Origin of the sequence: Paenibacillus sp. BR2-3, from assembly GCF_046529485.1 — a bacterium.
In the GTDB taxonomy this organism is placed as follows: Bacteria; Bacillota; Bacilli; order Paenibacillales; family Paenibacillaceae; genus Paenibacillus_AQ.
The window spans coordinates 2,074,756-2,087,599 of the sequence record NZ_CP126311.1; the positions used below are offsets into that span (position 1 = coordinate 2,074,756).

General features: G+C 48.7%; 11 protein-coding genes. 9 read left to right on the top strand and 2 right to left on the bottom strand.

Features of this window, described 5'->3' with window-relative positions; all coding sequences use genetic code 11:
* Positions 1 to 3: 3 nt before the first annotated feature.
* Positions 4 to 2,304, top strand: a complete 2,301-nt coding sequence (gene metE, locus PaeBR_RS09805; protein ID WP_410514631.1) for a 5-methyltetrahydropteroyltriglutamate--homocysteine S-methyltransferase — start codon at positions 4 to 6, stop codon at positions 2,302 to 2,304.
* Between the two features lie 294 nt (positions 2,305 to 2,598).
* Positions 2,599 to 3,678 carry a DUF4349 domain-containing protein gene (locus PaeBR_RS09810; protein ID WP_410514632.1) on the top strand — a complete coding sequence of 360 codons (1,080 nt, stop codon included), beginning with the start codon at positions 2,599 to 2,601 and terminating at the stop codon, positions 3,676 to 3,678.
* A 429-nt stretch (positions 3,679 to 4,107) separates the two neighbouring features.
* Here the strand turns inward: PaeBR_RS09810 and msrA are convergent, their stop codons facing one another.
* Both msrA and PaeBR_RS09820 read right to left on the bottom strand, forming a co-directional pair.
* Positions 4,108 to 5,094, bottom strand: coding sequence for a peptide-methionine (S)-S-oxide reductase MsrA (msrA, locus tag PaeBR_RS09815; RefSeq protein WP_410514633.1), 987 nt, complete (start codon positions 5,092 to 5,094; stop codon positions 4,108 to 4,110).
* A gap of 100 nt (positions 5,095 to 5,194) precedes the next feature.
* Positions 5,195 to 5,800, bottom strand: a complete 606-nt coding sequence (locus PaeBR_RS09820; protein WP_410514634.1) for a TVP38/TMEM64 family protein — start codon at positions 5,798 to 5,800, stop codon at positions 5,195 to 5,197.
* A 160-nt stretch (positions 5,801 to 5,960) separates the two neighbouring features.
* Here PaeBR_RS09820 and PaeBR_RS09825 point away from each other — a divergent pair, with 160 nt between their 5' ends.
* The 7 genes from PaeBR_RS09825 (at position 5,961) to nirB (ending at position 12,839) form a co-directional block, all read left to right on the top strand.
* Positions 5,961 to 6,896 (top strand): Gfo/Idh/MocA family protein, encoded by a 936-nt coding sequence (locus PaeBR_RS09825; protein ID WP_410514635.1) that lies wholly within the window; start codon positions 5,961 to 5,963, stop codon positions 6,894 to 6,896.
* 23 nt (positions 6,897 to 6,919) lie between these two features.
* A complete protein-coding gene (locus tag PaeBR_RS09830; RefSeq protein ID WP_410515138.1) occupies positions 6,920 to 7,243 on the top strand; it encodes a hypothetical protein in 324 nt (107 codons plus the stop codon).
* A gap of 124 nt (positions 7,244 to 7,367) precedes the next feature.
* Positions 7,368 to 7,685, top strand: a complete 318-nt coding sequence (locus PaeBR_RS09835; protein ID WP_410514636.1) for a winged helix-turn-helix transcriptional regulator — start codon at positions 7,368 to 7,370, stop codon at positions 7,683 to 7,685.
* 216 nt (positions 7,686 to 7,901) lie between these two features.
* Positions 7,902 to 8,492 carry a hypothetical protein gene (locus PaeBR_RS09840; protein WP_410514637.1) on the top strand — a complete coding sequence of 197 codons (591 nt, stop codon included), beginning with the start codon at positions 7,902 to 7,904 and terminating at the stop codon, positions 8,490 to 8,492.
* Positions 8,493 to 8,617: 125 nt separating this feature from the next.
* Positions 8,618 to 9,325: an iron-sulfur cluster repair di-iron protein gene (gene ric / locus PaeBR_RS09845; RefSeq protein WP_410514638.1), complete on the top strand. Its 708-nt coding sequence runs from the start codon at positions 8,618 to 8,620 to the stop codon at positions 9,323 to 9,325.
* A 161-nt stretch (positions 9,326 to 9,486) separates the two neighbouring features.
* Entirely contained in the window at positions 9,487 to 10,194 is a 708-nt protein-coding gene (locus PaeBR_RS09850) for a hypothetical protein (protein WP_410514639.1), read from the top strand.
* 218 nt (positions 10,195 to 10,412) lie between these two features.
* The gene (nirB, locus tag PaeBR_RS09855) at positions 10,413 to 12,839 is read left to right on the top strand and encodes a nitrite reductase large subunit NirB (RefSeq protein ID WP_410514640.1); all 2,427 of its coding nucleotides are present in this window, start codon (positions 10,413 to 10,415) and stop codon (positions 12,837 to 12,839) included.
* Positions 12,840 to 12,844 lie beyond the last annotated feature (5 nt).

Genomic DNA, 12,844 nt, shown 5'->3' on the forward strand with positions numbered 1-12,844 from the left:
AAAATGAAGCATAAGGTAACAGTAAGCAACCTGGGATATCCGAGAATCGGAAAGAACCGGGAATGGAAAAAAACGCTTGAGGCCTTCTGGTCTGGCCGTCTTAACGAAGAAAGCTTCCGGGCTGAAATGGCTTCGATACAGCTTGCCCATTTGCATACCCAGCAGGAGGCCGGTATTGATCTAATTCCGGTTAATGATTTCACGTTCTATGACCATATGCTGGATATGGCTGTTATGTTCGGTATCGTCCCGGAGCGCTATGAATATAACGGGGGAGAAGTGGATCTGGACCTTTATTTCGCCATGGCCCGCGGTAATGCGAAGGCCACAGCCTGTGAAATGACGAAATGGTTCAACACAAACTATCATTATATCGTTCCCGAAATTGGCGAACTGCAGCCGAATCTAACGGTGAACAAACTTTTAGCCGCCTATCGTTTTGCCAAATCAGAGGCTGGAATTGATGGCAAGCCGGTTATTATAGGCCTTTATACCTTCCTGAAGCTGTCCAAAGGATTTCCGTCCTCCGACATTGCCACAATTGCCGAGCGTTTCCTCCCGGTTTATGTACAGCTGCTGCGTGAGCTTGAGGAGGAAGGGGTATCGTGGGTACAGATTGATGAGCCTGCGATTGTTACAGGGCTAGACGTTGAAGACCTCAGCCTGCTGGAGGTCATTTATAAGACCATTGCCGACTCCGTCCCGGGGCTGAAAATTATGCTGCAGACGTATTTCGAAGCGGCCGAACCGCTTGAGTCGCTGCTTCGACTGCCGGTGCATGGCCTCGGGCTGGACTTTGTCCATGATGGAGGTGCGAATCTGGAATCGATTGCCCGCATTGGCTGGCCTGAGAACAAATGGCTGGGCGCGGGTATCGTTGACGGGCGAAACATTTGGCGTTCAGATCTGGATGCCAAGCTGAAGCTGGTGGAGAGGCTGAACGTGCATGTAGGGCTTGACTGTCTGATTCTGCAGCCTTCCTGCAGTCTGCTTCATGTGCCTGTAACCGTTCAGGGAGAGGATAAGCTGAAGGCGGTTGTAAAGAATGCGCTGGCCTTCGCCGAGGAGAAGCTGGCAGAGCTAAGTCTTATCGGCTTAGCGATTGGCGGAGATCGAGCTGCTATCGAATCTCCCCTTCAAGACAGCCGGGAAGCCCTTTCTGTCTTCCGTAGCCTCCCGGAACGCGGTCGTCAGGATGTGGCGGAGCAAGTTCGCAGTCTTGCGGACCTGCCGGATAGACGCAGTCTGCCTTTTGCTGAACGAGTGAAGGTACAGCAGCAGAAATGGCAGCTGCCGCTGCTTCCAACTACCACAATCGGCAGTTTCCCGCAGACGCCGGAGGTGCGTCAGGCACGTCTGAAATGGCGGAAGGGAGTATGGAATCAGGAGCGCTATGACGGATTCATCCGTCAGCAGATCGCGGATGCGATCACCTTCCAGGAGAACCTGGGTCTGGATGTGCTGGTGCATGGAGAATTCGAACGGACCGATATGGTGGAATTTTTCGGGGAAAAGCTGGACGGATACCTGTTTACCCGCAACGGCTGGGTTCAGTCGTATGGCTCCCGTTGTGTTAAGCCGCCTGTGATCTATGCCGATGTTGCCTTTATCGAACCAATGACCGTTAAGGAGAGCGTATATGCGCAGTCGCTGACGAAGCTCCCGGTAAAAGGGATGTTGACCGGACCGGTTACCATTCTGAACTGGTCCTTCGTGCGTGATGATCTGAGCCGTGAGGAGGTGGCAAACCAGATTGCGCTGGCCTTGCGCCATGAGGTGCAGGCACTGGAAAGCGCCGGTATAGAGATGATCCAGGTGGATGAGCCGGCGATACGCGAAGGGCTTCCGCTTAAAGCCGGGGATCATGAGCATTATCTGAATTGGGCAGTGAAGTCTTTCCGTATTGCCACCAACCTTGTAAAAGACACCACGCAGGTTCATACGCATATGTGCTATAGCGAATTTAATGATATGATTGCTTCTATTTCGGCAATGGATGCGGATGTTATATCGATTGAGACCTCACGCAGTCACGGGGAATTGATCGTGAGTTTCGAGGAGCGTGAATACGATAAAGGCATCGGTCTTGGCGTTTATGATATTCACAGTCCCCGCATTCCGGCGGTAGAGGAAATGTCAGCAAGTATTGACCGGGCGCTGCGTGCACTGAAGCCGGAGCAATTCTGGATTAACCCGGATTGCGGTCTTAAGACGCGAGGATGGGAGGAGACGGAGGGTGCACTGCGAAATATGGTGGAGGCTGCATCCATAGTCAGAGAGAAGACCAGGGCTGTCAAAATTTAAAAATCAGAGGTTGACCCGGATAATGTAATAAAATGATCTGTTCAGCAAGGTGGCGCTTGTCTGGACAGAGCCTTGCCCTCATTCATACTGAATGGAGGGTATTTGGCATGTTCTTTTATCAATGTTAAAAAAGCACTCCATTTGGCTTATTTCTAGTGCAACCTTCCAGCTTCTGGGAACGTTAATAAGAGAAGCCCGGAATAGCTCTACACAAACAAATAACAGGACATTCGGGAGCTGAGATTCATTACTAAAGAAGCGGAATTTATCACTACATTTATTGGAGGAATGAGCATGCGAAAATGGGGTCTGCATTACTTATGTTTACTGATTCTTGCGGTTATTTTGGCGGGGTGTGGCTCGGGGGACAGTAATTCGGCAGCGAACAATGCTAAAAGTTCAAGTATGGAACAGGCTCCGGCAGCCCAGACTGCATCGACTACGGATTCAACAGCTAATATGGCATCCACAGAGGAACTTGCGAAAGCTGGGGGTGGAGACGGGGATCCAGCAATTAAGAACTCGACGGTAGAAAATACATCGGATGGAACAAGCGGATTCACCGGCAGCGATGTTGTAGCAGGGCTGAACAAGAAACTGATCTACCACGCTAATCTGAACATGGAAGTGGAGGATTATGCCAAAGCGCAAACTGAAGTGCGTAATATGATTACCTTGGCAAATGGATATATTATTGAATTCACGGAAAATATGTCCGAATATGAACAGGGTGGAACGTTTATTTTGAAGGTGCCTGCTTCCGGATTCTCTTCTTTCCTGGGCAATCTGGAGAAGGTTAAGCATGAAACGCTCCAGCGCAGCATTCAAGGTCAAGATGTCTCGGAGGAGTACGTCGATCTTGAATCCCGGCTGAAAGCGAAGCAGCTTATGGAAAGCCAATATATCGAATTTATGAAAAAAGCGACAAAATCAAATGACCTGGTCGCTTTCGCCAACCAGCTTGGTGCCATCCAGGAGGAAATTGAGCAAATTAAAGGCAGAATGCGTTATATAGATCAGAATGTATCTTTCTCTACCGTGGAGCTTCGCTTGTATCAAACCGATGAGAGTTTTGCGTTGAAGAACAAGACTGAACAAGGCCCGCTGGGTGAACGGGCCTCAGCGGCTCTGCAAGGCAGCTTGAATGCCCTCTCCGTTATGTTCCAATGGATGGTTGTCATCTTGGCTGGAGCACTCCCGTTATTAATAGGTGGAGGCATTATTCTGGTCATCGTGCTGTGGTTCCGCAAAAAATGGGGGACGCCAAAAAGAAATCCGCGTCTGAATCCGAATCTGAATTCGAATCTGAATTTGAATCTGCCAAGCGATGTTGATAAGGATAGAGATGACGTTGAATCGGACGAAGAGAAGTAGTGAGAAAGCGTCGTCAAATCAGTTGATGGCGGTATTGACGACACGAACGAGGTCATAGGTACGATGTACAAAAGAAATCGCTCCTTTTAAAATGGTGGCTTCGACATTTCTATTTTACCAAAGGGCGATTTCTATTTGTGATTTTAAAGAAGATTTGGGAGGTAGGGTTTCCGCTGAAAGCAGCGGAGAGGACGGAACGATTGCGGAAAAGCGGTAGCGGTCGCCTTTGTCTCCGGATTTTTACCCCTTAGGTAAATTAATAAAATCTGGAGACAACAGCGATTGTAGCAACGGTCCGTTCGCGGAGCGTCCGCCCAGAACATCTACCTACATCCTACTCCAAAACAAAAGGTATCCCAGCAGCAAACTACATGACTTTTGGGACACCCCCTTTGTTGTACCTCTATAGCTCCTGCTGCAGATTAATGCTCAAGCATGCAGAAAAAGCACACGATACTCTCCGTAGCCTTCCTTTTCCAGATCCTCTTTCGGTACAAACCGCAGTGCTGCCGAATTAATGCAGTAGCGCAGGCCGTTTTCTCCGGGACCATCATTAAATACGTGCCCCAGATGCGAATCGGCACCTTTGCTGCGTACCTCGGTGCGGACCATCAAATGGCTGAGATCCGTCTTTTCCTTAAGGGAGTAATCCCGGATCGGACGGGTAAAGCTTGGCCAACCGCAATCGGAATCGAATTTGTCCCGGGAGCTGAATAACGGCTCACCGGAGACAATATCCACATAAATGCCTTCTCCATGGTGATCCCAGAAATCGTTGCGGAAAGGGGACTCCGTTGCGTTATTCTGCGTCACTTCAAATTGCAATGGAGTTAAGCGCTCCTTCAAGCTTGCGGGGTCCTCTTTGTGCGTCCAGTGGTTCTCAATAAAAGCATCCCGGCCTGAGCCCTTCCGGTAACGCTTGTAGTGTCCCGGGTTTTTATGATGGTAATCCTGATGATACTCCTCGGCAGGGTAGAACGTTGTTGCCGGAAGAATTGGGGTTACAACCGGCTTGGAGAAACGGCCGCTCTCCTGCAAGTTTGCTTTGGAGGCCTCCGCCTGCTGCCGCTGCTCCTCAGAATGGGTAAAGATCGCCGTTCCGTAAGAAGTGCCGCGGTCATAGAATTGCCCGCCTTCATCGGTTGGATCAATCTGCTGCCAGAACAGCTCCAGCAGCTTGCTGTAAGGAAATATCCCGGGATTGAAGGTGATCTGCACAGCTTCCACATGTCCCGTTGTCTCAGAGCAAACCTCTTCATAGGTTGGATTCTCCGTATGGCCGCCGGTGTACCCGGAGATTACCTCTATAATACCCGGCAATTCCTCGAACGGGGATACCATGCACCAGAAGCATCCGCCCGCAAATGTGGCTTTTTCCGTTTTGAATCCTATATTGTTCGTATGATTATTACTCATTAATATCCCTCCATCACATAATGCAATTAAATATATCACAATTAATTATAATTTAATTACAGTCTGCCTGCCAGCGCCAACAGGAAGGGGATAAACGTCCTTACTCCGGTGATCGGGAACGAAAGGCAAGTCCGGCGAGAGCCAGCACACCCACATAGACTAAAATAGCCGCGACAGCAGTCCCCGGCCGCTGGAAAATATTGCCGCCAAGGAAAGCAAACAGGGCAATTCCGGGTATTTTACCGATGCCCGACGCCGCGAGGTAGCTCCAGAAAGGCAGACCGGCTGCTCCGGCATAGGCGTTAACAGCAGTCTGTGGAATAAACGGAGCCAGCCTGGCCAGGATCACGGATGCGAAAGGCCGCTGTTCCACAGCAACCGCGAATTTATCCAATGCCGGCACGGAGGCCAAATAGGCTCTAGCTTTACCTTGAAATAAATATTTAACGCCGCCGAACATAATTGCAGCAGCAAGTGTGGTAGCCACCCAGCAAATAGCAGCACCGGCCAGACTTCCATAGGCATATCCGAACAAGCCGATGACGGCCTTGTAAGGCACGACCGGAAACAGAGCCAGCAAAGTTGCGGTGCCTATTAATAAAAAGAGATTATGATCATGCCTTATCCAGTCGAGAATGTCATATCTGTAGATAAAAGCGGCAATTATACTCGAAACATATAGAATTGCCAATAGCCATTTTCTCATCATTAATATGCCCTTTCCTTCACTCTTTCATTGACCTCATCATACTGAAAAAAAAGTAATAAATGAAGCAAAGATCATTTGTTGTTATAAGCTGTCAAGGTATAATAGCTACAAGAGACAAAAGAGGATGTACAGTTCTTCTATAGAGGGGGTTGCACCAATGAATGTTCCTGAGCGAAAAAGAGTAGCCATGGTCGGAATAGGCGATATTGCCCGGAAAGTATATCTGCCCCTGCTCTCCCGTCATGATCGTGCGGAGGTGGCCGGTGTACTAAGCCATTCACCAGCGACGGTAGAGGGTGCGGTGAACTCGTACCGTTTTCCCAAAGGGACAACTAATCTGGATGAACTTTTGTCCTGGGATATCGATGCCGTGTTTGTGCATAGTCCCACGCCAACTCATTATGATATCGTAACCAAATGCCTCAAGCATGGGGTATCGGTATATGTGGACAAGCCTCTCTCCTATGATTTGGAGGAATCCCGTCGGCTGGCGGAGCTTGCAAAGGACAGGGGTCTCCTGCTGGCCGTGGGCTTTAACCGTCGTTATGCACCCATGTATACAGCCGCTAAGGCTTGGCTGGAGAAGGCTGGCGGTATCCGTCAATGCAGCGCGGTTAAGCACCGGACGAAGCTGCAGTCAGGGAGCAGCCGTGAAACCATTCATGATGATCTGATCCATATGCTCGATCTGCTGCTCTGGCTTTGCGGTGGCGACTACGAATTGCTTCGCAGTAATCTTCAATCGGGTGAAGATGGACGCCTGCTGCAATCTTCCGGTATGCTGGGCTGGGATAATGGTGGCATTGGCATGTACAGCATGGTACGGGATGCCGGTGCCGATCTGGAGAAGCTGGAGCTGCATGGGAATGGCCGATCAGTAGAAGTAGCGGATATGGAAAAGGCAGTTCTCTATGAGAAGGGCGTTTTGCCGCGAAGCCAGAGCTTCGGAAGCTGGGATTCTGTGCTGGAGAGAAGAGGATTCAGCGGAGTTGTAAATCATTTTTTAAGCAATATAGACACACCTGAGCAATGCGGAGTTTCCGCTTCAGCAGTACTGCCCAGCCACGTTCTGGCCGCGCAGCTTACCGATTGACGGATGGCAGAAAGGAGAAGAACATGGAGGATTACCCTAAATCGAGGGAAGAGCAGATCATTGAAAGCTATAAGCGCGATGAAGATATGATGATTCTTGTCTTTGCCCAGTGGTGTGTGAATAACGGTCTTGACCCGCACGCCCTGTATTTGCTGGCTTACCCGGACCAGGAAGGAAATGAATCGCTCCGCAGGGCGCTTGCCCTGACGGTATCCGAGGAGGAAGCGGGATTCATTTCGGATGAGACCGTTCTGGGAGTGCTCTCACTTTTCGGCAATGATGACCTGGCTTTTGTAGTAACCGGGGCCATTGCGCAAAGAGAGCCGTCAGAGGGCATGGGGGATTGACACCAGGGATATAATAGTTATGGCAGATGAACTTTTTTTGGTAAACGATGTTCATCAGGGTTAAAATGTGGTAAAATTATATATACTAACTAATAGTAAGTTTCGCAAGTGAGAGGTGAGAACAATGGAAGAACATCAACTAACGATGTGTCCCAGATTCGAAACTGCCTTCTCTTTCTTAGGCAAACGATGGAATGGACTTATTATTCAGACATTGATGAGCGGACCGAAGCGGTTTAAGGATATTTCCGGTCTAATTCCTTCAATGAGCGATAAGATGCTGTCCGAGCGAATGAAGGACCTGGAAGGTGAAGGAATTCTGGTACGCCATGTGTACCCGGAGACTCCGGTACGTATTGAATATGAATTGACAGACAAAGGCCGTGCGCTGCAGCCTGTCATGCAGCAAATTCAGTCCTGGGCTGAGAGCTGGGTAAAGTAACCCCGTATCGAATGACCTGTTGATAGCCCTTTTTTCCCTGTGCAAGGGACAAAGGGCTTTTTCAAATTTTAAATAAATAGTTGCACGCAGTCATTGTTTATGTAATATAATAAAAAAACATTGATCAGATCACAATGGAAGCGCTTACGTATAGAATTTTGCTCAATTGCTCGTTGTAGAGTATAGGCTTAGCAAAACTATTAGGAGGCGAGGGAGATGAAGACCCCCCTGTTTTCCCGGGAAATCACGTACGGAAAAAAGGATGTTGCTGAGCTGGAGTCTGCTTCGATTAAGGTGCAGCTTATATATGATAAAGCTTTGTTCATGCTTCACAGCCATTTGCCTGATTCCTTATGGGATGCGTGGATCGGAGTGCCTTACAGTATCATTTCATCCCTTTATAAAGGGAACAGCGACAGCGGAACCCTTTTTCAAAAATGGATTCAAGGCCCTTCCGGCTGGAAATGCATCGGCTGTGAGCGGCATTGTCTGGAATCAACCGGGCTCACGCCGCAGAATAATCGGTCAGGTTCCGGTGGAACACGAGGCTTCCTTTCTCACAATGGAATCAGACAAAGCATGGTGCTTCAGGCAGTGATATGGTCAATGTACGAAAATACGGTACTTCTTCATCCTTTTCTGGGGGATGAGTCATTTTTTGATGGAGACGACCTGGATACAATTTCTGCCTATTTCGTGCCAACTTACCTGAGCGATGTCCGGTTATTGGAGCTCTCCAAGCCATGTAAAGAGTACAAAGATCATAACCTAACCATTTATCAGGAATGGATATCTGCACCTGACTAGTGCTTCAGCTTTGTTCAATAAAGAGATTTATTTTCAGTGATTATAATCACAAGTTAGGGTTCTATTTGGGGGTAAGGTGAAAAGGTAGAAGAAAACCTGAACCAACACCCCAAGGAGGAACCATGATGGCGACCAAACAACCTTTTTTTAATAGTGAAGCAATGGTAAGAGATATTGTACTGCAATTCCCTAAATCCGCTGATTATTTCAAAGCGAACAAAATTGATTTCTGCTGCGGCGGTGCCAAACCGCTGGGCGAAGCCGTTCAGGAGCGCGGTCTGAATAAAGAGGCTGTAATTAGTGATTTGTATAAGCTGCTGGAGGAATACCCGGTTCTTGAGGAAGACACGGTCTGGAACCATGCGCCGTCCGCGGAACTGATCGACCATATTGTAAATAAACATCACCGTTATCTCCGCGAAGAGCTGCCTCTGATCGGGCAAAATGTGACCAAAGTATTCCGGGTACATGGCGAGGACTCCCCTCATTTGGCAGAATTGTATACCCTGTTTAACACCCTCAAAGGAGAATTGCTTGAACATACGGCCAAGGAAGAAGTAAGTGAATTTCCCAAGATTCTTAGCTATGTTGAAAACCCAAGTGAATCCTCTTTGACAGAGCTTCGTGAAGCTCTTCATGAGCTTGAAGGAGAGCATGATGCGGCTGGCGATATTCTGAAGGAAATTCGCCGGGTTACTAATGATTTCACGCCTCCGGGACATGCCTGCACAACCTACCGTCTGACCTACGCCCGGCTTGAAGAGCTGGAAGGGATGACCTTTGAGCATGTGCATCTGGAGAATAACATCTTGTTCCCGAGATATCAGCAATAGACGGTGTTTAGTAAAAGTCCCTTCGGGGACTTTTTCCCTAAGGGACTTTTTTAATTACAATTTCATAAAAGCTGCATCTCTTCCGGCCTGATATATATTGAGAACGAGGCTTGTTTGCGTTATCCTGAAATGGACAAATGCAAAAGAAGGCGGTGCCGGGGATGCCCACAAAACTTCTGTGGCGTGTATTGCTAGGGTTGATCATAATTATGACAGCAGGCGGATGCTCCTCCATCTTCGGTGCCGATAACGGGGAAGATCATGAAGCATCCGGATTAAATGGTCCTGTGCTCTCGCTGCTCGTTGACGGCAGTGAGCGAACCGATAGCAGGGACAAGCAGCTAAGCGGTACTTACCGGAAGGGGATGACGGTTAAGGAATTGCTCAAAGCCAGTGGCGTTGTCGTGTTTGCCGAAGACGGCAAAAGTATTCTATCGGTAAGCGATGTGTCACTCGATCCCGGCATCGACTGGGAGCTCCGAGTGAACGGTAAAACGATTACCGGCACGGACTGGGACAACTCCTTGGATAAGGATTCACATCTAGTGATTACACCGAAGCTGAGATCCGGCGAAGCGTCACTTCAGTCCGTGATTTTGGTTGTGAACGGTGGAAGCGAACGGGCGGAATTGTCCCACTCCTATATCATTCCTTTTGCGGAGGATCTGACTGTAAGAAGTGTGCTAAAGAGCTGCGGAATGGTCCGGTTGTCCGAGGACAACAAGGCGGTGCTGTCCGTCAAGGACTATATCCCCCTTACCAGCGAATTGTGGATGCTGAAGGTAAATGAAAAGCAGCTGCTGGACAGCGGAATGGATATGAAGCTTCGGCCGCAGGATGAAGTGGAGCTTTCGCTCGTTTTACGTTAATAAAAGGATATATATACCAGATCACCGGAGGTTCTAGACGAAGGGGATCTGGCTATTTTTGTGCCTTGTTAATCTCTGAAACACGCCCAAATATTTATGTGAAATTCTTCACATTTGATGTGATTCTAATCACAATCTCTATTTAAATTTTAAACGTATAATTCCAATATAAAGAAGTGAGAGAGCAGAATTCAGACGCTTTAAGGAGGCACCTAACAATGATAACGAAGAGAGAAAAGTTAGTATTAGTCGGCAATGGTATGGCAGGCGTAGGTACGCTCGAGCAGATTTTGAAGCTGGGCGGTGCTTATGATATTACCGTTTTCGGAAGTGAGCCGCATCCCAACTACAACCGGATTATGTTGTCTTATGTCCTTGAGGGCAGCAAAACAGTGGATGATATTATACTGAATAGCCTTGATTGGTATAAGGAAAACAACATTACTTTGCACACAGGCACTACAGTAACACAAATAGATGAAGCAAAACAGCAGATCCTTACAGATAACGGTTTGGCTGTTTCTTACGATAAGGTGATTATTGCGACAGGCTCCAATTCTTTTATTCTGCCTGTCCCGGGCAGCGATAAGGAAGGCGTAGTAGGCTTCCGAGATATCGCCGATTGCGACGCCATGCTGGAAGCGGCCAAGCAATACAAGAAGGCTGCGGTCATTGGCGGCGGCTTGCTGGGTCTTGAAGCGGCAAAAGGTCTCGTCAATCTGGGTATGGATGTTACCGTTGTGCATTTAATGGAAGATTTGATGGAGCGCCAGCTTGACCGCAATGCCTCCTCCATGCTGCAGGCCGAACTGGAGCGTCAAGGCGTGAAATTCGCTATGGGCAAGCAAACGGTAGAATTGACAGGTTCTGAGCGGGTAAGCGGGCTGCGCTTTAGTGACGGAAGTGAGCTTGAGGCAGAGTTCGTGGTTATGGCTGTCGGAATTAAGCCGAATGTAGCCTTGGCTAAAGATAGCGGAATAACAGTAAATCGCGGAATCGTTGTTAACGATTATCTGCAAACCTCAATGAACAACGTGTACTCCGTTGGGGAGTGTTCCGAGCACCGGGGAGTGTGCTACGGGCTCGTTGCTCCGCTTTTTGAACAGGGAATGGTACTGGCTAAGCATCTGTGCGGCGTTGCAACGAAGCCATATGAAGGTTCAGTAGTCTCTACCAAGCTGAAAATTTCCGGTGTGGATGTATTCTCGGCCGGTGAATTTTTGGAAACCTCTGAACATACAGTAATCTCGGCCAAGGATGAGTGGAAGAAAACCTATAAGAAGATTTTGCTTAAAAATAACATTATTGTCGGTGCGGTCTTGTTCGGAGATGTTACGGAATCAGCCAATCTGCAGAAGCTTGTAAAGCAAGGCTCGGAAATGACGGATGAAATTTATGCAGAGGTCATGGGCACCAGCTGCTGCGGCGGCGGTGAAGCCAAGAAAGGGATGTCTGTTGAAGCCATGGCGGATGAGGAAATCGTCTGCGGCTGCAATGGCGTAACCAAGAAAGCGATTGTAGATGCCGTTACCGAGAATGGCTTTACAACGGTTGACGAGATTAAAGCTTGTACCGGGGCTACCCGTTCTTGCGGCGGATGTAAGCCGGTTGTAGAACAAATCCTGCAATTTGTACTGGGTGACAGCTTCCAGCAAAGCGCCAAGCAGGGCATTTGCAGCTGTACAACATTAAGCCGCGATGAGATTGTGGCTGAGATTACAGCGAAGGGTTTGAGAACTACCAAAGAGGTTATGAACGTGCTTGGCTGGAAACAAGAGGAAGGCTGCTCTAAATGCCGTCCGGCGGTGAACTATTATCTCGGCATGATTTATCCGGACACCCATGAGGATGAGAAGGAATCCCGTTTTGTAAACGAACGAATGAGCGCCAATATTCAAAAAGACGGCACATTCACAGTCGTTCCAAGGATGTATGGCGGGGTTACTACACCTGAAGATTTGATGAAAATCGCTGAGGTTTCCTTGAAATATGATGTTAAGGTTGTAAAAGTAACCGGAGGTCAACGTCTGGATCTGATCGGCGTGAAGAAAGAGGATGTGCCGAAAGTATGGGAAGAGCTGGACATGCCATCAGGTTATGCTTATGCCAAATCTCTTCGTACCGTTAAGACTTGTGTAGGCTCGCAGTTCTGCCGCTTCGGTACCCAGGATTCCATGGGTATGGGCGCTCTGATGGAACGCAAATACGAGCGGCTTGACTTCCCTGCCAAGTTCAAAATGGCTGTCAACGGCTGCCCGCGCAATTGTGCGGAATCCTGCACGAAGGATATCGGAATTGTCGGCAACGACGGAGGCTGGGAAGTGTTCATCGGCGGCAACGGCGGAATTAAGCCGCGTATCGCAGACTCTTTCTGCAAGGTGAAAACGGATGATGAGCTGATCGAAGTCTGCTCCGCAGTGATGCAATACTATCGTGAGACCGGCAACTATCTGGAAAGAACCTCGGAGTGGGTCGAACGTATGGGGCTTGAAAGCATTCAAAAAGCCATTTTGGATAATGAAGAGAACCGCAAAGAGCTGGCCGCCCGGATTGATTTTGCCCTGGCCCAGGTTACTGATCCTTGGAAAAAGATGCTGAACGATGACAGCACCCGCACTGCCCTGTTCGAGGATGCGCGGATTTAACTACC